Origin of the sequence: Prochlorococcus marinus str. MIT 0912 (assembly GCF_027359595.1) — a bacterium.
Lineage (GTDB): Bacteria > Cyanobacteriota > Cyanobacteriia > PCC-6307 > Cyanobiaceae > Prochlorococcus_B > Prochlorococcus_B marinus_C.
On the sequence record NZ_CP114783.1, the window covers coordinates 1,623,941 to 1,649,575 of the forward strand.

Here is a 25,635-nt window from a genome sequence, read left to right on the forward strand (position 1 = left end):
TACACTTTCAATTTTATCCATATTACTTACTAAATATTAGATTTTTCTGTAGTGCTAATCAATCTAATTAGACTTAGGCTTTTCTTATTAGGTATTGAGATGTCAGAATGATTCAATAACTGACTTTTCTTTTCGAGTAGTAAGATCTTTTAATAACAAAGGCCTCTCTATCATTATCTAAAGATCTTTAAAATTTTCTAACTTAATCATGACTAAAATTTCTTCATCTGATGTTCGTAAGGTTGCAAAGTTAGCTCGTTTAGAACTTCCAGAAGATCAAATTGAAACTTATACAGAGCAACTCGAAGAAATACTTTCATATGTTGATCAACTGCAAGAAATAGATACTGAAAATATTCCTCCCACTACTAGAGCTGTAGAGGTGGTTAATGCAATGAGGGATGATTTAGTTGAAGTTAATTGCTCAAGAGAAGATCTTCTTAATCAAGCACCTCATAGGGAAGGTGATTTTTTTAGAGTTCCCAAAATACTTTAAATTCAGGAATTATCATTTACTTTCTGTTCTGATTCTAGTTTTATGAATTAATTTTATATATTTTCTCCTCCAGTTGTTTTTCGGTAATATTCTTGCTATGGGTCTCATCTTACTTCTTCTTTCTTTGTGGCTTCTGATTCCAAGTAAAACATCATAAAGAAAATTTAGACTATCTTTCTTAGTTTCAAAAATTCCCATTCTTTGAGGAGAACCTTTTTGATCTAAAAGTGGTTTTGTGGCTTCGTAAGCTGGTTTATATTCAAACCATGGAATAGAGGGCCATAAATGATGAACTAAATGATAATTTTGTCCCATTATTAGTAAGTTCATTAATTTACTTGGATAAACTCTTGCGTTTTTCCATCTATTTCTAGACTGAAAAGGTCTATGAGGTAGGTAATCAAAAAATATTCCTAAAGTGACTCCAACCATTAATGCTGGTCCGAACCATAAATTATAAATAACATTCATGAAATTGTATTTAATTCCGGCAATGACTATGCAAATAAATATTCCTCTTTCAATTCCCCATTGCATTAGTTCAAACTTTCTCCAAAGTTTTCGCTCAAAGAAAAAATATTCATGATAGAAAAATCTTGGAGCAATTAACCAAATAGGGCCAAAGGTGCTAACTATGTGATCTGGATCGTTTTTTGGGTCGTTAACGTATTTGTGATGCTCTAGATGAACTCTTGTGAAAACTGGGAAACTAAAACCTAGTAATATCGCAGACCCATGCCCCATAAATTGATTGATCCATTTATTTGGATGGGCAGCATTGTGGCAGGCGTCATGAATAACAGTGCCTTCCATATGTAGAGCCAAAAAAGCTAATGCAACTAAAATTGGTAACGGCCAGTTCCCCTGATACCACTGCCAAACACTAACTATTGCAAGAAAATATCCACCAAAGAAAAGACCTAAAGTTACGTTTAAAGGCTTGGGAGGATCAAGATATTCTTGGATCTCATTTTGCCAGTCGCGTAATGACTTCAGTTTTTTCGTTGCCTTATTTTTGTCAGACCTCGATAAGCACTGGGTCATTGCTTGATGTGATTGAGATTAATTGAGCTTGTATAGCTTAATTAAAAAATGCCCACCGGGAGACTTGAACTCCCACGACATAAAGCCACTGGTACCTAAAACCAGCGCGTCTACCAATTCCGCCAGGTGGGCCAAAGGTTTTCACCGATTGTGTATTGATTCTAGCAGCTCGTTGATGGCTATTTAAAGACTATTTTTGATTCGTGATCGTAAAAAGATTAATGTAATTTTTATATTTGTATATGAGACATTTGAAATTCTGGTTTTATGAAGCATGATTTTTAGATGTTCAATAAGCCTTCATCACTACAAAACAAACTCATATTGAGAAAAATATGGTTATTTCTATTTCTGGATACTTGTTTCTTTTTGTTGGGCTTTTGATATTGGCTTTACCTCTAATGCTTGTGGAGTTAACTAGGCCTAGAGATTGGTTGATGGGCGGACTTTTTTTATTTTTAGGATTATTTCTGTTAGTGGAGAATGATTTTTTGAGAGGCTCAATAAATTTACTTGTTATTTCTATGGCAATTTTGTATGGAAAAATGATTTTAGAAATTATCCAAAACAGGTGGAATCAATTAAGCTCTGAAGAAAAAAAACGAGTTGGATCTTTTCAGAGGTGGTTTGAATCTTTTAGACAGCTCGGTCAAAGTTTTGCTTTACTTGGAGCTGGCTTTTTTAATTTTTTTAAAGGCTTCACTACTAAATCTGAAAAACCGTTAAAAGAAAAAAAATGGGTTCATCCAGAATTGAAAGAAGAAGTCAAGAAGAAAGTAGTTGAAAGATCTGGTTCAATTGATTCCAATAAGATCGAAAATCAAGAATTCGCTGAAAATGAAGAAACTTCTTGATAAGGTTAAAAGAGCTCAGGTAACCATGATGACTGATGAATATTTTTCAAAGTGAATAACATCAATAAAGATTCTCAAAAGGATCGTCTCACTTACAAAGACACTCTCAACCTTTTGAAGACTAATTTTGGAATGAGGGCAAATGCAACTCTAAGAGAACCTGAGTTGCAAGCTTTTTGGAGAGAAAAAAATATAGATTTCGAATTAGGTTTAAATAATACTGGAGAGACTTTTACTTTGCATGATGGCCCTCCATATGCAAATGGAACGCTTCATATGGGGCATGCCCTCAACAAAGTATTGAAGGACATAATCAATAAATTTCAAACAATGAAAGGTAAAAAAGTTTGCTATGTCCCTGGATGGGATTGCCATGGATTGCCTATTGAATTGAAAGTTCTTCAAGCTATGGATAAAAGTCAACGAGCTGAATTAACACCTATTAAGTTGAGAAAAAAAGCTGCTGCTTATGCAAAAAAGCAAGTTTCCCAACAAATGGATGGTTTTAAAAGATGGGGCGTATGGGGTGACTGGGATCAACCATATTTAAGTTTAGACAAAAAGTTTGAAGCCTCTCAAATCAAGTTGTTTGGTGAAATGGTCTTCAAAGGATATATATATCGAGGCCTAAAACCAGTTCATTGGAGTCCAAGTTCTCAAACAGCTCTGGCCGAGGCAGAACTAGAATATCCAACCGGTCATACAAGCAAAAGTATTTATGTAGGATTTAAAGTTAATCAAATACCAAAAAGATTAACTCAAGAAATTTCTAAGCAAGCTCCAGATCTACTTAATTCTGAAGGGAAATTAAAAGAAGTAAAACTTGTCATTTGGACTACCACTCCTTGGACAATTCCTGCAAATGAGGCAATTTCTGTTAACCAAAAATTAGAATATGTAATTGCACAAAGTCCTGATCGTTCATTGATAATTATTGCTAACGATCTTTTGGAAGAAGTATCTAGGAGTGTAGGAATTAATTATGAAAAAAGAGTATTAATCAAAGGATCAATCTTAGATGGAATTATATATAAACATCCTTTATTTGATAAAATAAGCCCTGTTGTTTTAGGAGGAGATTATATTACAACTGAATCAGGAACTGGATTAGTACATACTGCTCCAGGTCATGGTGTTGATGATTTCAATACTGGTAAAAAATATAATTTACCAATTTCTTGCCCAGTTGATGCAAAAGGTTTTCTAACGAAAGAAGCCGGAAAATTTGAAGGCCTAAATGTATTAAAAGATGCTAATAGTGTCATAATAAGTGATCTTATTGATGCTGGATCTTTGCTTAAAGAAATTCCATATGAGCACAGGTATCCTTATGATTGGAGAACTAAAAAACCAACTATTTTTAGAGCTACAGAACAATGGTTTGCTTCCGTTGAAGGATTTAGAGATAAAGCCCTTTCTGCCATAGAAGATGTAATTTGGCTTCCTGAATCGGGAAAAAATAGAATTAATTCCATGGTTAGAGAAAGAGGAGATTGGTGTATCTCCCGACAAAGGACCTGGGGAGTTCCAATACCAGTATTTTATGAAAAAAATGGACAAGAAATCTTGCTCAATAAAGAAACTATTTCTCATATAGCTGATTTATTTTCTCTTCATGGAGCAGATATTTGGTGGGAATATAAAGTATCTGATCTATTACCTCCTTCTTATTTAAATCAGGCAGATCGATGGCAAAAAGGTACTGATACTATGGATGTTTGGTTTGACTCTGGCTCTAGTTGGTCTTCAGTTATTTCTAAGAAAGAAAATTTAAATTATCCAGCAGATTTATATTTGGAGGGATCTGATCAACATCGGGGTTGGTTCCAGTCCTCTTTATTAACTTCGGTAGCAGTGAATGAGCATGCACCTTTTAAAAAGGTACTTACACATGGTTTTGCATTAGATGAGAATGGTAGGAAAATGAGTAAATCCTTAGGAAACATTATTGATCCTTTAGTTATAATTAATGGTGGTTCAAATAAGAAATTAGATCCTGCGTATGGAGCTGATGTTTTGAGATTATGGGTTAGTTCTGTTGATTATTCTGCAGATGTTCCTATTGGATCAAACATACTAAAGCAAATTTCTGATGTTTATCGTAAGGTTCGAAATACGTCTAGGTATCTATTAGGTAACCTCTATGATTTTGATTATAAAATTGATTCCATTGATATTGCTAACCTACCATTGTTAGATAAATGGATGTTGAACAGAACAGCTGAAGTAATCGATGAGATATCAGATGCATATAATAATTTTGAATTTTCGAAATTTTTCCAAACAATTCAAAATTTTTGTGTTGTTGATCTATCTAATTTTTACTTAGATATTGCAAAAGATAGGTTGTATGTGAGTTCTAAATCTGACTTTAGAAGAAGAAGTTGTCAGACAGTTTTATCCTTGGTAATTGAAAAAATATCTGGATTAATTGCACCTGTTTTATGTCATATGGCAGAAGATATTTGGCAAAATATTCCATATGACTTAGATGAAGCCTCAGTATTTCAAAGAGGATGGCCTAATGTACCTAAATCATGGCGAAATAGTAGTTTTAATTGTCATGTAACTGAACTCCGTAAACTCAGAGTAGTTATTAATCGAATGTTGGAGAGTTGTAGAACTAAGCAAGCGTTAGGTTCTTCTTTGGAAGCATCAGTAAGGGTTGATATATCTGATGAAAAAGTTAAAGCTGCTATTGAATGGTTAGCTGAAAGCGAATCTAATAATGTTGATGTATTAAGAGATTGGTTCCTAGTTTCATCTTTACAAATTGGCGGTGAGCCATGGGCTGAAGTTTTAGTTAGTGAGGAAAATGATTATGCTTCAGTCGAGATTGCAAAAGCAAGGGGATTTAAGTGTGAAAGATGTTGGCATTATGAAATAGAAATGAGCAAGAATCCTCAACACTCAAATATTTGCAAAAGGTGTGAAAAAGTAGTCTTAGCTATTTAAATATCAATTAAAAATTAATATTAATTTTATTAGTCTTTAAAATTTACCGGCGAAACGACCATTCTTTGGTAATTGGATAAGCAGCCATTGTAGTAAACCTATTAAATATAGTATTAGAGATAAATATGCAAAAAATGTAGCAAAACCTTTACTCCAATTACCGTCTAAAACAAATTTTATTATTGTTTTTGTTGTCATGAATGAATTAAATGGAATTTCTCTCCAAGTATCACAATAGTTCTCATTGATTGAATTCAAACATCTCAAACTAAATAGATGAAGTCCAGTATTTAGTAAGGACCAAAAAGATAAAGTCCATCGCCAAATTCGTGTAGTTAAAGCAATAGGTTTGTAATCAGGCATTTCATCAAGTTCTTCATTGAGATCAAACCAAAACCAAATAGAACTAACCATAAGTATCGGTGCAATGAATGAAATTAATTGGCCTAATTGGCTCTCAACACTAAGAAATAAAAGGCTTATCGCATAAATACTAGAAACTTTCCAGTAAATTGATAAAAGTCTATCAATAGAGCTCGAATTCGATCTTTTTGCCCAAATCAATAGAAATAATGGGAGACCGAATGCGAAGGTAGCCGCAATTCGATATGAGAGCCAAACTAGAATTTGGAATTGAGGTTCAGTCAAAAAAAAATCTCATTCATATCTATTATCAACCTTAAGGTAATCTTTTTATGATTATTCTTAATTATTAAAATTTTTTTTATATATTTGCAGAACTTTTAGATTATTGATCCAATTCCATCCTTGATCGATTAATGAATATCTATCTATAAGAACAAAATAATTCAAAGATTCTAATCAATAATTTATAAATTGGTTTGTCGTCATATCAGCTTCTGAAAAATTTAATCACTTGCTAATATAATAGTCTGATTTTTTATTTCAGGTTTCATTTTGTGAGACAGCATGTAAATCCTTTAAGTCAATTTTTTCAGTTACCATTATCTCTTCCCAGTAAGAATATTCTTTTTGAGAAATCTCACTATCCAATTCATTTAGATATTGGATCTGCAAAAGGTGAATTTCTGATTGAATTAGCAACAAAACACCCTGACTGGAATTTTGTTGGGCTAGAGATAAGAGAACCTCTTGTTAGTTTATGTGAAAAGAAAAGAATAAAATTAGAATTGGATAATTTAAAATTTCTATTTTGTAATGTCAATGTCAGTCTTGGTGAATGGTTGTCAGATTTTGATGATGGCCAATTAAAAAGAGTTTCAATTCAATTCCCCGACCCTTGGTTTAAAAGAAAACATTATAAAAGAAGGGTTTTAAAAACAAATCTTATCAACTCAATTGCTAAATCTATGAATAAGGATGGAGAAATATTTATTCAAAGCGATATATTAAAACTTTTTGATTCCATGACTAATACGATGGATAAAAGTGAATATTTTAATAGAAAAGAGGTACGAGATATGATGCTTCTGGATAAAAATCCCTATAATGTAAAGACAGATAGAGAATTATATTCTCTCAAGAAAAATTTGCCAATCTATAGAGGAATTTATATTAGGAATAGTCTCTTATTCATTGATTAAGTAAATTCATAGTAAATATTATAATATGTTTTTAACTTACATTATATGTATATAATTATTTTTATAAAGTATTAATTCTGATGCTTGATAACACAAATTCAGGTGACGATCTAGGCTACCTCCAGAAACTTTTTTTAGTTTTACTTAGTCTTTTTTTAGTTATTTCATTATTCTTCTTTCGCAGTGGTTTTAAAGCCAATGCAATGCTTGATGAATTGGCAAAGAACTCTCTTCAACCAGATATAGCTTTGTCAAATGGAAAACCTACAGTCTTTGAATTTTATGCGGATTGGTGCGAAGCTTGTAAGGAAATGGCACCTGATATGCTTAAGGCTGAAAGACTAAACTCAAGTAAAATAGATATAGTTTTGCTTAATGTTGATAATTCTAGGTGGTTTGACTTGATTGAAAAATATGATGTAAATGGTATTCCACAATTAACTTTTTTTGACGACAAGGGTGAATTCCAGGGATTTTCATTGGGAGTTAGAAAATATAATGAACTTAATGAAATCTTTCTTGCTTTAATTAATAATTCTGAATTACCATCTTTTACTAAATTCTCAAATTCAAGTAATTTAATTTATACAATTAATTCAAAAGAATTAAATAATAATAATAAAATAAGATCTGAAGGCCCTAGATACCATAGCTAGTCTAACCAATTCAAAGCGGACGAAACTACTGGATATTCTTGTAAAAAAATATTTTTACATTCTTTTGCGATAGCCATATGTTCTTTTTGTGTACCATTGCCGGTTCTTAGATTTATGTAATGAATCCAAGAACGACATGATCCTGTCATATAAATTCTGGTTGGAGTGGCAAGTGGAAGTACAAATCTTGCACATTCTTTTGCAATTCCAGCTTCTAACATCTCTTCATAGAGTTCTTTATTTTGATCGAATTGATGTTTAATTTTTTTGTTGAATGTATTAATAATTTCTCCCGGTAAGTCTGATATGGAATTTTGTCTATTTTTATTATCTTGCCTTCTTAACTCTGGTATTGGTATTTCTCCTAACTGCCTGCTATCCGCATAGCGTTGAGAGAACTCTTGAAAAGTAAATGATCTATGTCTTAATATTTGTGCCGCAATTCCTCGAGTAGTTTCTATTTGCAAAGTCATATAAGCTTGCTCAAATACACTCCAATGTTCATTTTTAATGCAATACCTTATTAATTTAGTAAAATCATCATTGTCTTGATTTTTTGGGTTACTAACCCTGGCAATGTATGCCATGCTTTTTTCAGCGTTTGGTGTGGAAGTTATTAACTGAACGCAACTCATTTTTAAACCTTTGCTAGGGTTACTCTTTCTTGTTGATATTGATATTTACCTTTTCTATCACTGTAAGTTGTTTCACAAGGATCTCCTTCAAAGAAAAGCAATTGACAAATTCCTTCATTAGCATAAATCCTGCAATCAGCTCCAGAGCTATTACTAAATTCAAGGGTTAGATGACCTTCCCAGCTTGCTTCTGCAGGAGTTGTATTGACGATTATTCCTAGACGGGCGTAGGTGCTTTTCCCAAGGCATATAACAGTAATATTGGGCGGTACCTTCATTTTTTCTAATGCAACACCAAGGCCATAAGAGTGTGCAGGTAAAATAAAATATTTACCATCCACGTCTTCTTTTAAATCTGTGGGTTCTAAATTGGCAGGATTAAACTTTTTCGGATTCATTACTGTTCCGGGGACATGCCTAAAAATTAAAAATTCTTTAGACGAGAGACGCAAATCATATCCATATGATGAGCAGCCAAAGCTTAAAACAGGTGATTTTTTTGACTCCGGCTCAAGATGCCTTATTAGCTTTTCTTGAAAAGGTTCAAGCATTCCTAATGAAGCCTGTTCAGAAATCCAACGATCATTTTTTAACATTTAATTGCAGCGTAATTCAGTGATTTGATCAGCCATTTCGATTACTTTAGGAGGGATTGATGGTCCTGTAAGAATAATATCTGTGGATGATGGTCGATTATTGATCATGAAAATTAAATCATTTTCTTCAATGAAACCAAGGCTAATAGCCATTCCTATTTCATCAAGAACGATTTTATCTATTTTTTTTTCGATTAAACGAGTTTTACAGAATTCCCAAAGTTCTTTTATTGCTTTTTCTTCATATTTTCTTTTTAAAGAAAAATGTTCTTCACATGTGTGTTCGGGCAAGCAATTCTCAATGGCTGGTCTTAGCCACTCAAGTCTTCCACAAAGATTTATAGCCCCATTTGGTCCTTGATTTACTCCACCTCTCAAAAACTGAGCTATTAAAACTTGGCTTCCTAAGCCTGCAGATCTCATTGCCTCACTGAGAACAACAGAGAAACTTCCTCTAAATGTACAAGTGTGGATTTGAACTTGCCCTTGTGTCGCAACTAGTTGTAAAGGCTTTCTGATGGGGGTAGGCCTTAGAGAGGTCTCTGTTGACGGTGATGAACCCCTCTGTTGAGCATTAATGCTAACTCGTGCATTCATCTCAATTCTTATCAGGATGTCTTGAAACTAATCTAGCGGTATTAAATATCTAATCAACAAATACAACACTATCTGTGGTGTATTGAATGAAAAAAATTGGTTTTCAAGACTGTATAAGGCCTCAAAAGTGACATCAAAAAGCAGGGAAATGTATTTTTGAATACTTTTTTTATAAGCACCTTAAGTTTTTGAGCGAAAAAAGATAGAATTTTTATCAAGTACAAGCTTGGATTGGAGACTTAGCTTCAAAAAAGTCGCCATGGCTACATATGGTTTTTTCCCTACTTATTAATCTTCTCTGAACAATAAATTAAATATGGTCACTTCATATCGTGGCTTTACTCGTTTCAACCAACAAAAAAATAGCCAGATGGTTGGTAATTCATCATCTCCTTTGCCGCCAAACAAAACTCTTTTAGATGTAATTAAATCTTTGGAGGGAGTTTCTACTGAAACTGTAGACAGGTCAAAAACTATTTTTTTCCCTGGTGATCCTGCAGAAAGGGTTTATTTAATAAGGCGTGGTGCAGTTCGATTGAGTAGGGTCTATGAAACAGGTGAAGAAATTACAGTTGCTTTATTGAGAGAAAATAGTCTTTTTGGAGTTTTATCTTTATTAACAGGACATAGATCAGATCGTTTTTATCACGCTGTTGCCTTTACGCGTGTGGAACTTGTTGCTGCACCAGCTACATCAGTAAGGAATGCAATTGAACAAGATGCATCTGTTGGGTTATTACTTTTACAAGGTTTATCCAGTCGAGTACTTCAAACTGAAACAATGATTGAAACTTTAACTCATAGAGATATGTCCTCTCGTCTTGCAAGCTTTTTACTAGTTTTATGTAGGGATTTTGGTGTGCCGTGTGAAAAAGGAGTAACAATTGATTTAAGACTTTCTCATCAAGCCATTGCTGAAGCTATAGGTTCAACCAGAGTTACTATTACACGACTACTTGGTGAGTTGAAAAGTTCCTCATTATTGGCGATAGATAGAAAAAAAATAACTATATTCGATCCAATAGCTTTAGCAAAAAGATTTAATTGAAGGCCATCACATACTAAGGTTTAGGAGGTTTGATTAATTCCTCTTCTTTCATTCAGTGACTGCCTGGCTTAAAATTCTTTTATTATTAATCCTAGGTGGAATACTTTCTACTCTGGGAGATCGCTTAGGTACGAAAATTGGAAAAGCGCGTTTAAGTATTTTTAAACTAAGACCAAAAAGTACCGCTGTTTTAATAACTGTTTTTACTGGAAGTATTATAAGTGCTATTTCATTTGCAACTATGGTTGCTTTTGATAGGGATTTAAGGGTTGGATTATTTCAGTTAGAGGATATTAGAGAAAAGATTCTAGAAAGTGAAAAAGAATTAAAAAAATTAGAAAAAAACTTATATGCTTTAAGAAGTGGAAATGTAGTAATAAGTAGCGGGCAAACCTTAGTAACTAGGACTATTAAACTAAATAAAAATACTGATATAAAAAAAACTATAGAAAGTATATTACAGGAAGCAAATTTCAATGCTTTTAACTTAGTAAAAACTAATCAATCTAAATATCGAAGAATATTATTAGTTCGTAAAGATGACATTGTGAAGATTGAGAACAAAATAGCTGATAATCAAAGCTGGGTTGTGAGGATTAAATCAGCAGGAAATATACTTAGAGGAGAAAATTATGTTTATGCATTTCCTGAAGTCACATTAAATAAAATCATTACAAAAAAAGGCGAGGTTATTGCTATAGAAAATATATCTTTAACAAGTTCTGATTCTGAATCTATCAGTAAAAAGATTAATCTTTTAATGGCTTCAACTTTGGCTGAGGTAAGAAGGCGAGGATCATTAAGTTCTGAGTTGAAAATTAATGCTAATCAAATTAATAATTTAGGAAAATCTTTAGTTAGTAAAAAAAAGGGAGATTTCCAAATTATTGCTAAGGCACTTGATAATAGTCAAAGCGCTGAGAAAGTCTCAGTATCTTTGGAATTAAAATCTTTAGAAAAATCTAAACTCAGTAATAATTAAATGAGTCTTTATATATCAATAGATCCAGGGATCAAAAAATGCGGATTGTTATTAGCTGATATGAAATCAGGAAAAGTTATTGAGGCAGGGATAGCTTCATTAAATATATTTTCTGATTTAGTTTCGTTGTGGAATGAAGATTACCAGATTATTAAAATAATAATTGGTGATGGGACTAATTGTAAGTACGTAATGAATCAATTAAAACGAAATAATTTTGTAAATATTAATTATGTTAATGAAAGAGGCTCAACCCTAAGAGCAAGATTTAGATATTGGGAAATTTGGCCTCCAAATTACTTTATTCGTTGGCTTCCAAAAGAAATTCTTTTTCCACCTGAAAATCTTGATGCAATTGTAGCGTTGATTTTATTGGAAGATTTTTTAAACCATAAATTTATTTGGCCAGATAAAGTAGATATTAAAATTTGGCCCTAACTGTAAAAATGTAATCCCCACCAGACTCAAGTTTATAATCAGCTTTGACTAAATAGCGCTCTAAGGCATCTTTTATGAGAGCTCTACCTAGAGGAGGTTCTACAAAAAGTTGTCCTTGGTTAAAAGCCCAAATAAAATTCCATTCAAAATTTCCTGCTCGAACAATACCCTCAACTTTCTGTTGAGTAAAGCATTGCTTGTGAATCTGAAGATATGCAGTAGTTGATGGCTTATTGTACATTTTTCTAAACTTATAGATTGTCAGGTTTGTAAGAATTTATTCGAGTAGTTATCTTTTCCCAATTATTAGATTTAATTGATTCTATACAATTAATTATTTCTTCGATTATGAAATTTACTACTAAAAATTCTTCTTTTGAAAATCTTCCTAAAACGTGAGAAACAGTTTTAGATTTTCTCTCTTTTTGCTCGTCACTGGGAGGGCCAATCCCAATCTTTAATCTTTTAAATTCAGCAGTACCAAGATGGTTGATAATGCTTTTTAGACCATTATGACCTCCTGAGCTTCCTTTTGAGCGTACTCTTATTTTCCCCAGAGGAAGATCCATGTCATCTAGTAGGACTATTAATTGATGATTTTCAAAATTAAACCAATCCCTAGCTGATCTAACAGATTTTCCACTTTCATTCATGTATGTTTTCGGCATTAAGAGCCTTGTTTTTTCTAAACCTGTGCCGTATGTACAAGTCGTACCAAAAAGTTTTTTGCTTTCACGAAAGATACAATTATTTTTTTTTGCAATTTCCTCCAAGACCATAAATCCAACATTATGACGAGTCTTATGGTATTCAGCCCCAGGATTACCTAAGCCTACTAATAATTTCAATTCATCCGACGACATGCCAATTTAACAGAATCGTTGTTGATTCTAATAGCTGGATATCTAGTTATTTTTGAGGAAATTAATTTTCTTTGTCTACGATGTCTTCATTTGAAGACTCTTCTTCAGTCATGGCATTTTTTATTTCGCGCTCAAACTCTGTAGAAGCGCTCTGAAGACCTTTGAGTGTTTTTCCAATAGTTCGCCCAAGCTCAGGAAGACGTTTTGGACCAAAAATAACAAGTGCCAATCCGGCAATTACAGCTATTTCAGGTAAACCAACCCCAAAGATATTCATGGGCGAATCTCAACTGATCAGAATTTAATCAATTCAGCCGTTCCAGTCGACTGAAAAACCTTGTAAAAGAAGTGATTGATTATAAATTTGGAGCATGATAACTAGAAAAACCAGTAGTAAAACTCCTATAAAGGCCATTACTGGAACTGCTCCCCAACCTGGAACAACTTTTCCTTGTCCAGAATTGCCAATGGATTTAAGCAAAGATCCAAGTGCTGTTTTTTGTCCCATGTCGTTTCTCTAAGCTCAGATTTGTATGAGTCAAGATATTGTATGAGAACTTGTCCAAAAGAAGAAGAGACTGTAGAAACTTGTGATGGAATGAACCAAAAAAATATGATATTCGATAAATTTGGCCTTAAATAGGCTGAAAAACGAGAAAAATTACAAAAAAAAAAAAAAATTATGGATTTTAGGAATTCGTATAAGAAAAAAAATTGATCTTTGTATTCATATTCCCTTCCTTTATTGGCTTTTTGGGCTCTCCCAAGGCATAAAAAAATTTTTCATTTCCAAAAGTCTGTAACACCTTTGGTTTTTTTATTGGAGTTATTGACTTCATAGGATAGGTTGAATCTCTATTTAGTTGATTAGGATTCATGCTTGCCCTCAAGATTTCCGTCTATACGGTCGTCTTTTTCTTTGTCGGGATCTTCCTATTTGGTTTCTTGGCAAGTGATCCAACAAGGACACCCAACAGAAAGGATTTGGAAAGTCCTCAGGACTAAAAATGACACGCTAATTACTGGACTAAAAAAGCTCCTGTAATTGCTTTATTCGGTATCATCTTTTCGTCGGCTTAAATCATTTGGCGGCGAAGAAAAAATATCTATTGGCTTTAAACCTTGGACTTCTGGGGTTTAGCATCTTTCTGTCTTTATTTGAGACTTCTAAAGGCAAGGAAAATTTTCAGAAAAAAGAAGTTAAACATAAAAACTATAGTTTTTCAGTTGGTAATTTAGTTGAAACTTATAAAAAATCGCCGTTAAGAAAATTACAAGATGAGGAAGTTATATTTTTAACTCTAAAGATTTTTGCTGATAAACAATATGATTATGATCAAAACATTTATGTGGCTCAAGGGAATGTTAAAGCTCTAATAAATAATGGAGTCTTAAAGTCTGACTTTTTAAGTTATGATAAATCAACCGGTATTTTATCTGCTAAGGGTGATATTAGATTCACCAAAGGGGGGCAATATTTTAGAGCTGAAGAATTTAAGTTTGATCTATTAAAAAAAGAAGGATTTATTAAAGATGCATATGGGATATTTGACATTAAGAATGTGTCAGATGATTTGAAAATTGATACTAATTTAAATAAGACTGAAGTTCAAAATAGAACTAATAGTAGAGAAAATAATACTTACGATGATGGAATAGAATTTGATTTTGGAAATATTAAATTACCAGACAATAAAATCACAAGAACTAATAAATCTATAGGTTCAATTAATAATTGGAGATTTAAATCTAATTTAATAATGATTGAGGAGAATGGCTGGGAATCTAATAGAATTATTTTTACTAATGACCCATTTGATCCTCATCAAGTCGCTTTTGAGGGGATAGACGTTATTGCAGAAGAGGAAGAAGATGGTAGATTAGTAATTACTAGTTCTAAAACAAATTTAATTCTTGAGAATAGAACTAAGCTTTTTTTAGGTAAAAGAGTATTAGGAAGAAAGAAGAAAAGCAAGAATAAACTTGAGTTTGTATTAGATAGTAAAGATCGTGATGGCTTGGTCTTGGTGAGAAGAAGTAATACAAAAACTATTAAAAAAAATATAAAACTAGACTTTCAACCCCAATTTATGATTAGTAGAGCTATTTTAGGCAAAACTAATAGTTATAAAAATACTCAAAATAAAAACATTAATTTTTCTGATTTAGTTGGTTTAAATATAAAACTAAAAGCAACTAATGACGATTGGAGTTTCGATAGCTTAAATGATTTAAGTACATTAAATACGTCTAGAATTTTTAGTGGATTAAGGCATTCAAGTTCATTTAGAAAGTATTTTAGAATGCCTATAATAGATGACTCAAGTTTTAATATTTTTACGACATATAGATCTAGAGCTTGGAACGGCACAATAGGTGAGACTGAGATCAAGTCTGCATTTGGAGGCTTTATTGAAAAGACTAAATATTTTACAACTGGTGAGTTGAAAAACAACTTAAATATTCGAATAGGATCCGCTAAATATGAAGCAGAAAAGTTTGAAAATACTGATTTAATTAGTCTTTGGCGCTCCAGTGTCTTCGCCTCTATAGATAGTCAATATCAATTATGGAGGGGTGAATCAGAAGAAAATCATAAAAAGAATATGACGCTTTTTTCTCCTGTTTTAATTAACCCCGAATTGGTCTTGAAATCTAATATTACTTCAGCCTATTTTAACTATTTGAATTCTGGTGATCAAGGTTTTCTTAAACTTAGTATTGGTCCCGAAATTAGACTAGGAAAACTAGAGAGAAGTTTCTTTGACTACACAAAACTTTCAGTTATGCCTGGTGTGAAAATTAAATTTGGCAATAGTCCATTTAAGTTTGATAAAGCCATTGATTTGAAAACACTAAATGTAAGTTTAATGCAACAAATTTATGGACCCTTAATATTTGATGTTGTTTCTAATTTAAATATTGATAATAATTCAAAGAATTTCGGAGAATATTATCATACGAAATTAGGGCTTTTATGGCAAAAAAGATCATACGAATGTGGAATTTACTATCATCCTAATAATTATGCAGGAGGATTATATTTCCGTATAAATGGATTTAAATTTGCTAACTCTGTAAAACCAGTTTTTTAGATTTATGATTTGAAACTATTTAGATAAGGTAGATTATTGACTGTATCTTTGATTCTTTCCTCTTCATCTAATAGTTGAGAAGTCGCATCCCATTTCCCTGAATAAAGCATCTTGTATGCTCCTTCTTCAAGATTGAGTTTGAAACTTTCTTTTTCATTAGAAATTGATAGTTCTTTTAGATTAAAATCCCAAATCTGAGTGGGATTCTGATTGACTAGGTTTTGTAATTTATTAATTTCTTGTTTTGAAGATGTTATGCAAGGTATGCCTAGTGCAAGACAATTCCCAAAGAAAATTTCAGCAAAACTTTCTCCTACAATTAATCTTATTCCCCATCTCATGAGAGCCTGTGGGGCATGTTCTCGACTTGAACCACAGCCAAAATTATCATTAACAACAAGAATATTTGCTCCTTTATTTTGATCGAGGTCAAAGGGGTGATTGCCTTTTAGTTCTTTTCTGTCATCTGCAAAGACTTGTTCTCCTAATGCGGAAAAACTTACACATTTGAGAAATCTTGCAGGAATAATTCTGTCAGTATCAATATCATTGCCTTTAATAACAAAGCTGCGGCCTCTAATTGCTTTGATTTCACCTTTTGGGAATTCCTGTTTCATAGATAGATAAGTTCTTTGTGGTTTTTACTCTTGGAGTAATTTTCTTACATCTGTAACCTTCCCATTTATTGCAGCAGCAGCAACCATTGCGGGACTCATCAATAAGGTTCTCCCATTTGCAGACCCTTGTCTCCCTTTAAAATTCCTATTACTTGAGCTAGCACTTATTTGTCTTCCCTCTAACTTGTCTGAATTCATAGCTAGGCACATTGAGCAACCTGGTTCTCGCCATTCAAAACCTGCTGTAAGAAATATCTTATCTATTCCTTTCTGCTTGGCCTCCTTTGCAACCTTTTGGGAACCAGGTACAACAAATGCTCTAATCCCAGTGGCGACTCTATGACCTTGAACAATTTTAGATGCCTCTTGGAGATCACTTAATCTTCCATTCGTACAGCTACCTATAAAGCAAACATCTATTGATGTTCCTTCAATAGGCTTGTCTGGCTCTAGATTCATATATTTGCATGCATCTTTAGCTATTTGTTGCTCATTTTTTGGGAGCATCTCAGGATTTGGAATTTTTTCTTTGATTGAAATTCCTTGACCAGGAGTTATACCCCAAGTAACTGTTGGTTCTATTGATGATCCATCTAATTGAATTTCATCATCGAATTTAGCTTCAGAATCAGTAACTATACTTTTCCACCAATTAATAGCTTTATCCCATTCTTGACCTTTAGGAGAATATTCTTTGCCTTTGAGATATTTAAAAGTAGTTTCATCTGGATTGATATATCCACATCTTGCCCCTCCTTCAATAGCCATATTGCATATTGTCATTCTTCCTTCCATTGAAAGTTTTTCTATTGCAGGCCCAGCAAATTCATAGGCAAACCCAACTCCTCCTTTGACTCCAAGCAAACGAATGATATGGAGAATAAGGTCTTTGGCATAAACTCCCTTTTGCAATGAACCGTCTACCCATATTCTTCTTACTTTTAGTTTTTTCATCGCCAAACTTTGACTGGCTAAAACATCTCGAACTTGACTTGTTCCAATACCGAATGCAATTGCTCCAAATGCACCATGCGTTGAGGTGTGTGAATCTCCGCAAGCCACAGTCATTCCGGGTTGGGTCAATCCTAATTCTGGAGCCATAACATGAACTACCCCTTGAGAATTGCTTCCAATTCCGTGAAATTTTATTCCATGGGATTTACAGTTTTTTTCTAAAGTAGTCAGCATTTCCTCTGCTAGAGGATCGCTAAAAGGACGCTGCTGGTTTATTGTTGGGACTATATGATCAACCGTTGCAACTGTTAAATTAGGGAATTTGACATCAAGATTTTTTTCATTCAGAGCAGAAAAAGCTTGAGGACTTGTAACTTCGTGTATCAAATGCAGACCAACAAAAAGTTGGGTTGATCCCCCAGGTAGTTCTTTTACCTGATGGAAGTTCCAAACTTTGTCGTAGAGGGTTCCAGAACTCAACTTTCAAATCCAATAATTAGGACTTAGTTTCCATGATTATAGATAAACGTAATCTATCAAGAGCATTTAAAACGCTTAATTTTTGAATATCTTCTCTTGTTTTATTAGATCCAAATCTCTCTTCCCATGAAATAAGGCTTTTTGGCCCTTTAATACAAAAATTAACTAGTCCAACTGGTTTTAATTTACTTCCTCCTGTTGGCCCTGCAATTCCACTGACAGCTATAGCCCAGTTAACTTTGAATTGTTTTTGGACACCTCTCGCCATTAATTCAACTACTGGCTTTGAGACCGCACCATAGCTTTTAATTATTTCCTCAGGTACACCTAAAACTCTTTGCTTGATTAAATTGTTGTATGCGATGATTCCTCCATGAAAAATCTTTGAAGATCCAGGGATTTTTGTCAGCTTAGAACCTATCCCACCTCCAGTACATGATTCGGCAACAGCAATAGTTTCTTTTCTTTTAAGTAATAATTTAAATACTATTTCTTCAAGAGTTACATTATTTACCCCAAAGAATTTTAATCCAGTGAATTGAGTTATCTCTTTTTCAATAGGTTTTATCAATTTATTAGTTTCTTCTAAATTATCTCCATTTGCTGTGATGCGTACCTTTACTTCTCCAGTGCTTGCATAAGTAGCAATAGTAGGGTTTTCTCCTTTAAGTAAGTGTTTGATTTTGTCAGCTAGTGATGATTCACTTATTCCCGCAAAATGTAAAACTTTGCTAGAGATAATTTTTTTCGAGAAATTATTATTAATCAACCATTTTTCTACTTCATTAATCCACATTTCTTTTAATTCACTTGGAACTCCAGGGAAAGTAAGAATTGTAAAATTATTCTTTGGACTCCATATAAATCCTGGAGCTGTTCCTGAGTAATTGTTTATAATTTTAGAACCTTTTGGGACTAAGGATTGCTTCTTTTGACTCTCAGATAACTTACTTTTCTTATCTCTTGATTTGTTTTTCAAATCAAGCAAAATATCATTTCTCTGTTCTAGTGGGGTGTTAAAAGTTTCAGCAATTACCTGCGTTGTTATATCATCAGGTGTGGGTCCAAGACCACCAGTTGTTATTAGAATTGCTGATCGATTAGATGCCTCAAGTATTGCTTCTTTTAATCTGGCAGAGTTGTCTCCGATAACGGTTTGCCTGAAATGTGGAATACCTAAAATTGCTAATTGTTCTGCTATCCATTGAGAATTAGTATTAACGATGTTTCCTAGAAGTATTTCACTTCCAATGCATAAAACCTCTGCTCCAAATTTATTTTTATTGTTAATATTGATTTCTTTAAATCCTCTCACTATATAAAGGAAACTTATTACAAAGTTCAGATACTTTTTGGATTGACGCTTCCTTTATTTTTTCATCGTTTGGATTAAGCAGTCTATCTGCAATGATATTTCCAACTTCCTCAAAGGCTAGTTCATCAAACCCCCTAGTTGTAAGAGCTGCTGAACCTAGCCTTAGCCCACTAGTAACAAATGGGGATTCGGGGTCAAAAGGTACCGTATTTTTGTTTGCGGTTATTTTGATATCACTAACTAACTGATCAGCAATTTTACCTGTCATCCCAATACTTCTAAGGTCAAGAAGAACAATATGATTATCAGTCCCTTTGCTTACAACAGAAATACCTCTTTTTTGAAGTTGATTGGAAAGAACTTGTGCATTTGAGATTACTCTTTGGCTGTAGAGCCTGAATTCGGGTTCAGAAGCTTCTTGGAATGCCACAGCCTTCGCCGCTATTACATGTTCTAGAGGACCTCCTTGGGTGCCTGGAAATACTGCCTTATCGAGCTTTCTCCCAAGCTCTTCATCTTTTGAGAGAATTAGTCCCCCCCTTGGCCCTCTGAGAGTTTTGTGAGTGGTTGTTGTAACTACATCACAATATGGGATTGGACTTGGGTGTAGACCACTAGCTACTAAACCAGCAATGTGAGCAATATCAGCTAATAAATAAGCCTTTACTTCATCAGCTATTGATCTAAAAGCCTGGAAGTCAATTTTTCTTGGATACGCAGAGAATCCACAAATAATTAGTTTTGGTTGATTTTCAATTGCTTTTTTTCTAATTGCTTCCATATCGAGTATTTCGGTCGTTTTATCAACTTCGTAGTGGCATGTCTTAAACCATTTGCCACTGACATTTACAGGTGAACCATGTGTGAGGTGACCTCCATGAGATAGGTCCATCCCCATGATTGTGTCGCCAGGTTTGAGAAGGCTTAGGAAAACTGCAAAGTTAGCTTGTGCCCCGCTGTGTGGTTGGACATTCGCCCAGTTAGCACCAAAAAGGGTTTTTGCTCTTTCGATTGCTAACTGCTCAATTCCATCGATATATTCACATCCTCCGTAATATCTTTTTTTGGGGAGACCTTCAGCATATTTATTTGTTAGGACCGATCCCTGTGCTTCCATTACTGCCTTTGAGGCGAAATTCTCACTTGCAATCAGCTCTAAATGAGTTTCTTGTCTTGATAATTCATTGTTTATTAACTTCGCAATACTTGGATCACATTCCATCAAAGAAGATTGAATAGTCACTTTATTCCTTTATTTATGATGTGATAGTAGGCATATGTTTAGTCTAATGAGAAAAAACTTTCTCTTATTTTCTGTTTATATAAGGATTTACAAATTTTTCAAACGCGCCTGGAGAGATTCGAACTCCCGACCCTCTGATCCGTAGTCAGATGCTCTAATCCGCTGAGCTACAGGCGCATAAAAAAACAATATCAGATTGACTCCCAAAGAATAGGGAAATATGTTTGTATCTATGCCTTCAAATTGTCTAAAATACGATTTTGAAACTTAAAAAGTTATTTTTCCATTAATTCTTTTTTTGAGATAGTAACCACAATTTCTATCTATGGTTATTGATAGTAGAAAAACTAAGTTTTCATGACTACTTCTATCGATTCATCGCAAATTAATGAGCTAGCGGTGTCAATAGCTGACAGATTATTTATTCAAGTTGGAAATTGGAATCTTTATCTAGGCGATGCTGGGCTTGCAAAGGACTTAGCTATTGAATGTCAAGCTAACTTTGATCAAGGTTCAAATGTTGCAGCTAGAAAAGGTCTTGAAGCGATTCAAGTAAAACTTGGCGGAGGTAAAACGAGATTGCCATTATCAAAATTAATTCCACCAAATCAATTTTTTGACCTTGAGGACATTTTAGAACCCTATTGCAGATAAGATTTGATCAATTGCTTTATTATTCTTGCTAATAATCCAGGTGACTAATGCCAGAGAGGTTGTAAGGCAGCGAATTGGTCGCTTAGGAGAAAGACTTATAGGGAAAATTGCTGATGCTGATGCACAGGTTGAAAAGGAATTAATGAAAGAGATGGAAATAGCTTTTCAAGAGTTTGGTATTGAAGCAAGAATTCTCTCAGTAAGTGGGGTGAAAACTGATGAAATGAACTGTTTAGAAATCCCACTTAAAGTTAGATCAGAAAAAGATATTTTTCTTAAAGAGGAATAAATTTCTCTTTGAAATACTTATTTAAACTATCAATATCATCAATTTTAAGAATAATTGCTAGAAAATAGAATATAACAAGACTAATTCCAGATGAGATTAAAATTTTAAATAATAAATTAAAGAAAGTATAGGGTAAATATATTATTTTAAAAATAAAAAATGAGCTAATACCAGAAATCAAACCAATCAAAATAATTCTAAGAGTTTGAGATACTATTTTGAATAATTTCAGATGATCTAGCTTCTTATTTAATTTCAATAGTAAAAGTATGCAAGCAAATAAGTTAACAAATGTAGTTGAATATACTAAACCATTTACGCCTAAGTTGATCGGAGATAGTTCTCCCCAAGGACTTGTTCCTCCTATTAAATACCAGTCAAAAAACAAATTTAATAATATTGCTATAATAGATATTTTAAATGGTGTTTTTGAATCTTCAATACCATAAAATACTCTAACTAATAGATCTCTTAATAGATAAAAAGGCATACCTATTCCATATGCAATCAATAGTTGACTTACAATATCTATTGCATTTTGATTGAAGGAACCTCTTCCATAGATTAATATTACTATTGGAACAGATAGTGCAATGAATATCGAACCTAGGAATACCATCGATGAGGATGTCAAAATTAATCCTTGATGGATTTTCTTGATCAATTTCAAATGATTTTCTCGAGCTCTTAAGCTTACAAAAACAGGTAGTAATGGAATTAAAATAGAATTTGATATTATTCCAAGAGGAGCTTGAACTATAAAGTTTGCGTAACTTAGAGCAGCTGCAGCCCCAACTATCTTTGATGCAAAGAATAAATCAGTAATAACATTTATTTGCATCATACCTGAAGAAAGAGAAGCAGGGACAATCATTCTCCAGGCTCTTTTTAGTTCTGAATACTTTGTTTGAATTGAAAAACTTATAGTAAAAATTCCTTTTTTAATTAGAAAAGGTATTTGAATTAAATATTGAGATAGTGCTCCTATAAATGTTGCTTTTGCAAGAATAACTCCTCCTCTCAAATTTAATTCATATATATCAACTGAAGTTTCTTTATTTATCCAAAAGTTTGATACAGAAATTATAATTATTAGACTTGAAATTAATGGAGATATAGATGGTATGAAAAATTCTTTTTTTGCATTTAGAGATCCAAAACCTATGCCTATTAGTCCTGATAAGAATATAATTGGAGACATTATTTTTAATTGAAAAGAAGCTATTTCTTTTGTCTCTGCTAATAAACTTGATCCAACTAAATTAATCAATAAATCGGATGAAAAGAAAATAAAAATACTTATTATTAATAGTATTAGAGATAGAATATTATTGATTGAATTGATAAGTAATCTACTATCAACTTTGTTTTTATCTGCTAATAATGTAACCAAAGAGTTATGTAATGGTCCATTAATACCTCCTAAAAGAACCAAGAAAAATCCAGGTATAATATAAGCATAATTATATGCATCATATGCAGCGCTAATTCCGAAAGCACCAGCAATAACTAATTGCCTTGCCATCCCTACAAATTTGCTTAATAAAGTTCCTAGGCTTACGACGAAAGCAATTTCTTTGATTGATTTCGGCATGTTAGATTTGAAAAAAGAGAGCTTCCATTTTTCTAGAATATTTTGTAGTTCTTGTTTTAATTGGATGTTAATTAAGTGATTGAAATTGGGAAAACCATTATTAAGTTTCCCCCTCTTGTAGAGGGTATCTTAATTAAGAGATATAAGAGATTTTTGGCTGATGTTGAGTTGGCTGATGGTGAAATTGTTACCGCTCATTGTGCAAATACAGGACCGATGAAAGGGGTTTTGTGGCCTGGTGGTCGTGTCAGACTTAAGTACTCTCCCTCGCCTAAACGTAAATTAGATTGGTCTTGGGAGCAAGCTGAGGTGCCAAGTCATAATGAGCTGAAGAGATGCTGGGTTGGTATAAACACATCTTTACCTAATAAATTGATTAGGAATTTGATTGAAGCGAATGGCTTAGAGAAGCAATTGGGTTTAATTGCAAATATCAAGCCTGAAGTTAAATATGGTTTAGAAGGTAAAAGTCGAATTGATTTATTACTTAAGCCAGAAACAAGCAATGCAGATAGTAGAAATATTTATATAGAGGTTAAAAATACAACTTGGTGTGAAAAAACTTTGGCTTTGTTCCCGGACACGGTAACTACAAGAGGTCAAAAACATTTGAAGGAACTAATGAGTATTTCTCCTGATTCAAGAGCGGTTTTAATTCCTTGTATTAGTAGGAGTGATATGGAGATTTTTGCACCTTGTGATTTAGCAGATCAGTTGTACGGGAAATTATTTAGAGAGGCATTATCTCATGGGGTAGAGGTTATTCCATGTGCATTTGGTTTTTTTTCAGACCGCATAACCTGGGAAGGTGTTAAACCCTTCCAGAGTTCACAAAAATAAAACATCTAGAACAAAATAATTCAGCAGGTCTATTTTTACTATTTGAGCTAGGTTTTTATTTTGACTTGTAATTTTGGGAATTAAATCAATTTGAAATTTCACCAATTTACCAGAAAAATGTGTAAATAAGAACATGTCTGTAGTACCAAACTGTTTTTTTGTATAAACACCTACATCTTGTCAGTATGAGTTGCATTCATATTGTTAATTGTATAAATTTTGGATTAACTATCCATTTCTTTTTTTCGAAGTAAGCATCATTTATGACCACTGCTTTGCAATCGCCACCAAGGCGAAGTACTTCTCGTCTTCAAGACGCAAGTCTTTTGAACGGGCCAATGCTTCTTCTAAGAAGCATTAAAGGTTTTAGAAGAAGTCAATCTTGGGCTTGGCTAGCTTCAATCCCATTGGCACTTTTAGGATTAGGTGTTTTCACTTTCTCTGCTAGAGCTGAGGTTGCACTTTCAGATTTAACTGGACCTCAAGCTGCTGCATTCTTGGCAGATAATCTTTGGCTTTTCATAGCCACAATCCTCGTTATTTTTATGAACGCAGGATTTGCAATGGTTGAAGCTGGTATGTGCCGCCAAAAAAATGCGGTCAACATATTAGCTAAAAACTTATTTGTTTTTGCACTTGCTGTTACTGCCTATTGGGTAATTGGATATTCCCTAATGTATGGCGGTTCAGTGATTGATGGTTGGCTTTATTTCCAAGGCTTATTCGTTGATCCTGATCCATCAGGTGCATTAGAATGCGCAGCTGCTGGTGATACAGGATGTCTTGTTCCAGCAGTTGATTTCCTTTTCCAATCTGCTTTTGCTGGAACTGCTGCAACGATCGTTTCTGGATTAGTTGCTGAGAGAGTCAAATTTGGTGAATTTGTCGTTTTCTCTGTAGTTTTAACTGCTTTTATTTATCCAATCGCAGGTAGCTGGCAGTGGAATGGTGGATGGCTTGCTGAACTTGGCTTTATTGATTTTGCTGGTTCATCTATTGTTCATTCCGTAGGAGGATGGGCAGGTCTTGTTGGAGCAATGCTTCTTGGGCCACGTATTGGCAAATTTGTAGATGGAAAAGCTCAAGCTATGCCTGGTCATAATATGGCTATCGCAACTTTAGGAGCGCTAATTCTTTGGATTGGTTGGTATGGATTTAATCCAGGTTCTGAATTAGCAATGGATCAATATGTTGCTTATGTTGCAGTAACAACAACTTTGGCAGCAGCTGGTGGTGCAATTGCGGCTACAGTTTTATCTACCATTACCTCTGGTAAGCCTGATCTAACCATGATCATCAACGGTATTCTTGCTGGCTTAGTAAGTATCACTGCTGGTTGTGGCAATATGACTTTTGCTGGATCTTGGCTTGCTGGTGCAGTCGGTGGATTAATAGTTGTAGTTGCAGTAGCTGCTTTAGATTCCGCAGGTATTGATGATCCTGTTGGTGCTTTCTCCGTTCACGGAGTTTGCGGCGTTTGGGGAACTGTAGTTATCGGCCTTTGGGGTGTTGATGGCATGGACCCTGGAGCTGCAGGAATTGGTCTTCTCAATGGAGGAGGAATTAGCCAGTTCTTCATTCAAGCATTAGGCGCAGCTGCTTATGGTATCTGGACTGTCGTCACATGCTGGATTGCTTGGCAAATTATTGGTGGCTTCTTCGGAGGAATCAGAGTTAGCGAATCAGAAGAGACCCAAGGCCTTGATATTGGTGAGCATGGAATGGAAGCTTATCCTGACTTTGCTTCTAGCTAGTTCACTTGTTTAATTCTCTAACTTTAAACCACACTAAAAAAGCCCGGATAAATTCCGGGCTTTTTTAGTGT

General features: G+C 33.8%; 28 protein-coding genes and 2 tRNA genes. 14 read left to right on the forward strand and 16 right to left on the reverse strand.

What is annotated here, in order from left to right; translation table 11 throughout:
• The first annotated feature begins 208 nt into the window (after window positions 1-208).
• Complete coding sequence (gatC, locus tag O5640_RS09290; protein ID WP_269612175.1) at window positions 209-496, forward strand: Asp-tRNA(Asn)/Glu-tRNA(Gln) amidotransferase subunit GatC; 288 nt, start codon at window positions 209-211, stop codon at window positions 494-496.
• Between the two features lie 12 nt (window positions 497-508).
• Here the strand turns inward: gatC and crtR are convergent, their stop codons facing one another.
• Both crtR and O5640_RS09300 read right to left on the reverse strand, forming a co-directional pair.
• Window positions 509-1,540 (reverse strand): beta-carotene hydroxylase, encoded by a 1,032-nt coding sequence (gene crtR / locus O5640_RS09295; RefSeq protein WP_269612177.1) that lies wholly within the window; start codon window positions 1,538-1,540, stop codon window positions 509-511.
• 49 nt (window positions 1,541-1,589) lie between these two features.
• Window positions 1,590-1,672, reverse strand: a tRNA-Leu gene (locus O5640_RS09300).
• A gap of 203 nt (window positions 1,673-1,875) precedes the next feature.
• Between O5640_RS09300 and O5640_RS09305 the strand changes: the two genes are divergently transcribed.
• A complete protein-coding gene (locus O5640_RS09305; RefSeq protein ID WP_269612178.1) occupies window positions 1,876-2,394 on the forward strand; it encodes a hypothetical protein in 519 nt (172 codons plus the stop codon).
• Window positions 2,395-2,445: 51 nt separating this feature from the next.
• Window positions 2,446-5,349 carry an isoleucine--tRNA ligase gene (ileS, locus tag O5640_RS09310; RefSeq protein ID WP_269612180.1) on the forward strand — a complete coding sequence of 968 codons (2,904 nt, stop codon included), beginning with the start codon at window positions 2,446-2,448 and terminating at the stop codon, window positions 5,347-5,349.
• A 36-nt stretch (window positions 5,350-5,385) separates the two neighbouring features.
• Here the strand turns inward: ileS and O5640_RS09315 are convergent, their stop codons facing one another.
• Window positions 5,386-5,997: a DUF3177 family protein gene (locus O5640_RS09315; protein WP_269612181.1), complete on the reverse strand. Its 612-nt coding sequence runs from the start codon at window positions 5,995-5,997 to the stop codon at window positions 5,386-5,388.
• A 272-nt stretch (window positions 5,998-6,269) separates the two neighbouring features.
• Between O5640_RS09315 and trmB the strand changes: the two genes are divergently transcribed.
• Window positions 6,270-6,914, forward strand: coding sequence for a tRNA (guanosine(46)-N7)-methyltransferase TrmB (gene trmB, locus O5640_RS09320; protein ID WP_269612182.1), 645 nt, complete (start codon window positions 6,270-6,272; stop codon window positions 6,912-6,914).
• Window positions 6,915-6,994: 80 nt separating this feature from the next.
• The gene (locus tag O5640_RS09325; RefSeq protein ID WP_269612183.1) at window positions 6,995-7,570 is read left to right on the forward strand and encodes a thioredoxin domain-containing protein; all 576 of its coding nucleotides are present in this window, start codon (window positions 6,995-6,997) and stop codon (window positions 7,568-7,570) included.
• On the opposite strand, the gene thyX is transcribed toward O5640_RS09325, so the two are convergent.
• Genes thyX through O5640_RS09340 form a run of 3 tightly spaced genes read right to left on the reverse strand, consistent with a single transcriptional unit; the run spans window position 7,567 to window position 9,398 of the window.
• Complete coding sequence (gene thyX / locus O5640_RS09330; RefSeq protein ID WP_269612184.1) at window positions 7,567-8,205, reverse strand: FAD-dependent thymidylate synthase; 639 nt, start codon at window positions 8,203-8,205, stop codon at window positions 7,567-7,569. The genes O5640_RS09325 and thyX overlap by 4 nt on opposite strands.
• Before the next feature lie 2 nt (window positions 8,206-8,207).
• The gene (gene dcd / locus O5640_RS09335) at window positions 8,208-8,801 is read right to left on the reverse strand and encodes a dCTP deaminase (protein ID WP_269612185.1); all 594 of its coding nucleotides are present in this window, start codon (window positions 8,799-8,801) and stop codon (window positions 8,208-8,210) included.
• Entirely contained in the window at window positions 8,802-9,398 is a 597-nt protein-coding gene (locus O5640_RS09340) for a cob(I)yrinic acid a,c-diamide adenosyltransferase (RefSeq protein ID WP_269612186.1), read from the reverse strand.
• A 316-nt stretch (window positions 9,399-9,714) separates the two neighbouring features.
• Between O5640_RS09340 and ntcA the strand changes: the two genes are divergently transcribed.
• Genes ntcA through O5640_RS09355 form a run of 3 tightly spaced genes read left to right on the forward strand, consistent with a single transcriptional unit; the run spans window position 9,715 to window position 11,866 of the window.
• Window positions 9,715-10,446, forward strand: a complete 732-nt coding sequence (ntcA, locus tag O5640_RS09345) for a global nitrogen regulator NtcA (RefSeq protein WP_269612187.1) — start codon at window positions 9,715-9,717, stop codon at window positions 10,444-10,446.
• Window positions 10,447-10,501: 55 nt separating this feature from the next.
• Window positions 10,502-11,428 (forward strand): DUF3084 domain-containing protein, encoded by a 927-nt coding sequence (locus tag O5640_RS09350; protein WP_269612188.1) that lies wholly within the window; start codon window positions 10,502-10,504, stop codon window positions 11,426-11,428.
• A complete protein-coding gene (locus O5640_RS09355) occupies window positions 11,429-11,866 on the forward strand; it encodes a hypothetical protein (protein WP_269612189.1) in 438 nt (145 codons plus the stop codon). It abuts the gene before it with no gap.
• Here O5640_RS09355 and O5640_RS09360 read toward each other — a convergent pair.
• The 4 genes from O5640_RS09360 to psbH all read right to left on the reverse strand — a co-directional run bounded on the left by O5640_RS09360 (window position 11,850) and on the right by psbH (window position 13,237).
• Window positions 11,850-12,107, reverse strand: a complete 258-nt coding sequence (locus tag O5640_RS09360) for a DUF3146 family protein (protein WP_269612191.1) — start codon at window positions 12,105-12,107, stop codon at window positions 11,850-11,852. The genes O5640_RS09355 and O5640_RS09360 overlap by 17 nt on opposite strands.
• Before the next feature lie 10 nt (window positions 12,108-12,117).
• Window positions 12,118-12,729, reverse strand: coding sequence for an aminoacyl-tRNA hydrolase (pth, locus tag O5640_RS09365; RefSeq protein WP_269612193.1), 612 nt, complete (start codon window positions 12,727-12,729; stop codon window positions 12,118-12,120).
• A gap of 61 nt (window positions 12,730-12,790) precedes the next feature.
• On the reverse strand, window positions 12,791-13,006 hold the full coding sequence (locus O5640_RS09370) for a TatA/E family twin arginine-targeting protein translocase (RefSeq protein ID WP_269612195.1): 216 nt from the start codon (window positions 13,004-13,006) through the stop codon (window positions 12,791-12,793).
• A 33-nt stretch (window positions 13,007-13,039) separates the two neighbouring features.
• On the reverse strand, window positions 13,040-13,237 hold the full coding sequence (psbH, locus tag O5640_RS09375) for a photosystem II reaction center phosphoprotein PsbH (protein WP_011294251.1): 198 nt from the start codon (window positions 13,235-13,237) through the stop codon (window positions 13,040-13,042).
• Between the two features lie 368 nt (window positions 13,238-13,605).
• Between psbH and O5640_RS09380 the strand changes: the two genes are divergently transcribed.
• Both O5640_RS09380 and O5640_RS09385 read left to right on the forward strand, forming a co-directional pair.
• A complete protein-coding gene (locus O5640_RS09380) occupies window positions 13,606-13,734 on the forward strand; it encodes a photosystem II reaction center protein I (protein WP_011294252.1) in 129 nt (42 codons plus the stop codon).
• 104 nt (window positions 13,735-13,838) lie between these two features.
• Complete coding sequence (locus O5640_RS09385; protein ID WP_269612197.1) at window positions 13,839-15,824, forward strand: DUF3769 domain-containing protein; 1,986 nt, start codon at window positions 13,839-13,841, stop codon at window positions 15,822-15,824.
• 2 nt (window positions 15,825-15,826) lie between these two features.
• Here O5640_RS09385 and O5640_RS09390 read toward each other — a convergent pair whose 3' ends face one another.
• The 5 genes from O5640_RS09390 to O5640_RS09410 form a co-directional block, all read right to left on the reverse strand.
• The gene (locus tag O5640_RS09390) at window positions 15,827-16,441 is read right to left on the reverse strand and encodes a 3-isopropylmalate dehydratase small subunit (protein WP_269612200.1); all 615 of its coding nucleotides are present in this window, start codon (window positions 16,439-16,441) and stop codon (window positions 15,827-15,829) included.
• Window positions 16,442-16,465: 24 nt separating this feature from the next.
• Window positions 16,466-17,875 carry a 3-isopropylmalate dehydratase large subunit gene (gene leuC / locus O5640_RS09395; RefSeq protein ID WP_269612201.1) on the reverse strand — a complete coding sequence of 470 codons (1,410 nt, stop codon included), beginning with the start codon at window positions 17,873-17,875 and terminating at the stop codon, window positions 16,466-16,468.
• 16 nt (window positions 17,876-17,891) lie between these two features.
• A complete protein-coding gene (locus O5640_RS09400; RefSeq protein ID WP_269612202.1) occupies window positions 17,892-19,190 on the reverse strand; it encodes a competence/damage-inducible protein A in 1,299 nt (432 codons plus the stop codon).
• Complete coding sequence (gene glyA / locus O5640_RS09405) at window positions 19,177-20,412, reverse strand: serine hydroxymethyltransferase (protein ID WP_269613843.1); 1,236 nt, start codon at window positions 20,410-20,412, stop codon at window positions 19,177-19,179. The genes O5640_RS09400 and glyA overlap by 14 nt, the downstream gene beginning before the upstream one ends.
• Window positions 20,413-20,536: 124 nt before the next feature.
• Window positions 20,537-20,610: transfer RNA gene (locus O5640_RS09410), tRNA-Arg, on the reverse strand.
• Between the two features lie 180 nt (window positions 20,611-20,790).
• On the opposite strand from O5640_RS09410, the gene O5640_RS09415 reads away from it, so the two are divergent.
• Both O5640_RS09415 and O5640_RS09420 read left to right on the forward strand, forming a co-directional pair.
• Window positions 20,791-21,087, forward strand: coding sequence for a DUF3181 family protein (locus O5640_RS09415; RefSeq protein ID WP_269612203.1), 297 nt, complete (start codon window positions 20,791-20,793; stop codon window positions 21,085-21,087).
• Between the two features lie 40 nt (window positions 21,088-21,127).
• A complete protein-coding gene (locus tag O5640_RS09420) occupies window positions 21,128-21,376 on the forward strand; it encodes a cytochrome-c oxidase (RefSeq protein WP_269612204.1) in 249 nt (82 codons plus the stop codon).
• Here the strand turns inward: O5640_RS09420 and murJ are convergent.
• Window positions 21,363-22,970 (reverse strand): murein biosynthesis integral membrane protein MurJ, encoded by a 1,608-nt coding sequence (gene murJ / locus O5640_RS09425; RefSeq protein ID WP_269612205.1) that lies wholly within the window; start codon window positions 22,968-22,970, stop codon window positions 21,363-21,365. The genes O5640_RS09420 and murJ overlap by 14 nt on opposite strands.
• Before the next feature lie 75 nt (window positions 22,971-23,045).
• Here murJ and sfsA point away from each other — a divergent pair, with 75 nt between their 5' ends.
• Entirely contained in the window at window positions 23,046-23,810 is a 765-nt protein-coding gene (sfsA, locus tag O5640_RS09430; RefSeq protein WP_269612207.1) for a DNA/RNA nuclease SfsA, read from the forward strand.
• Between the two features lie 263 nt (window positions 23,811-24,073).
• Window positions 24,074-25,564, forward strand: coding sequence for an ammonium transporter (locus O5640_RS09435; protein WP_269612208.1), 1,491 nt, complete (start codon window positions 24,074-24,076; stop codon window positions 25,562-25,564).
• Window positions 25,565-25,635: the final 71 nt, after the last annotated feature.

Coding starts and splice junctions, on each gene's coding strand:
- gatC (WP_269612175.1), top strand. CDS start 209: ATGACTAAAATTTCTTCATCTGATGTTCGTAAGGTTGCAAAGTTAGCT.
- crtR (WP_269612177.1), bottom strand. CDS start 1,540: ATGACCCAGTGCTTATCGAGGTCTGACAAAAATAAGGCAACGAAAAAA.
- O5640_RS09305 (WP_269612178.1), top strand. CDS start 1,876: ATGGTTATTTCTATTTCTGGATACTTGTTTCTTTTTGTTGGGCTTTTG.
- O5640_RS09325 (WP_269612183.1), top strand. CDS start 6,995: ATGCTTGATAACACAAATTCAGGTGACGATCTAGGCTACCTCCAGAAA.
- thyX (WP_269612184.1), bottom strand. CDS start 8,205: ATGAGTTGCGTTCAGTTAATAACTTCCACACCAAACGCTGAAAAAAGC.
- dcd (WP_269612185.1), bottom strand. CDS start 8,801: ATGTTAAAAAATGATCGTTGGATTTCTGAACAGGCTTCATTAGGAATG.
- O5640_RS09340 (WP_269612186.1), bottom strand. CDS start 9,398: ATGAATGCACGAGTTAGCATTAATGCTCAACAGAGGGGTTCATCACCG.
- ntcA (WP_269612187.1), top strand. CDS start 9,715: ATGGTCACTTCATATCGTGGCTTTACTCGTTTCAACCAACAAAAAAAT.
- O5640_RS09355 (WP_269612189.1), top strand. CDS start 11,429: ATGAGTCTTTATATATCAATAGATCCAGGGATCAAAAAATGCGGATTG.
- O5640_RS09360 (WP_269612191.1), bottom strand. CDS start 12,107: ATGTACAATAAGCCATCAACTACTGCATATCTTCAGATTCACAAGCAA.
- pth (WP_269612193.1), bottom strand. CDS start 12,729: ATGTCGTCGGATGAATTGAAATTATTAGTAGGCTTAGGTAATCCTGGG.
- O5640_RS09370 (WP_269612195.1), bottom strand. CDS start 13,006: ATGAATATCTTTGGGGTTGGTTTACCTGAAATAGCTGTAATTGCCGGA.
- psbH (WP_011294251.1), bottom strand. CDS start 13,237: ATGGGACAAAAAACAGCACTTGGATCTTTGCTTAAATCCATTGGCAAT.
- O5640_RS09380 (WP_011294252.1), top strand. CDS start 13,606: ATGCTTGCCCTCAAGATTTCCGTCTATACGGTCGTCTTTTTCTTTGTC.
- O5640_RS09390 (WP_269612200.1), bottom strand. CDS start 16,441: ATGAAACAGGAATTCCCAAAAGGTGAAATCAAAGCAATTAGAGGCCGC.
- glyA (WP_269613843.1), bottom strand. CDS start 20,412: ATGGAATGTGATCCAAGTATTGCGAAGTTAATAAACAATGAATTATCA.
- O5640_RS09415 (WP_269612203.1), top strand. CDS start 20,791: ATGACTACTTCTATCGATTCATCGCAAATTAATGAGCTAGCGGTGTCA.
- murJ (WP_269612205.1), bottom strand. CDS start 22,970: ATGCCGAAATCAATCAAAGAAATTGCTTTCGTCGTAAGCCTAGGAACT.
- O5640_RS09435 (WP_269612208.1), top strand. CDS start 24,074: ATGACCACTGCTTTGCAATCGCCACCAAGGCGAAGTACTTCTCGTCTT.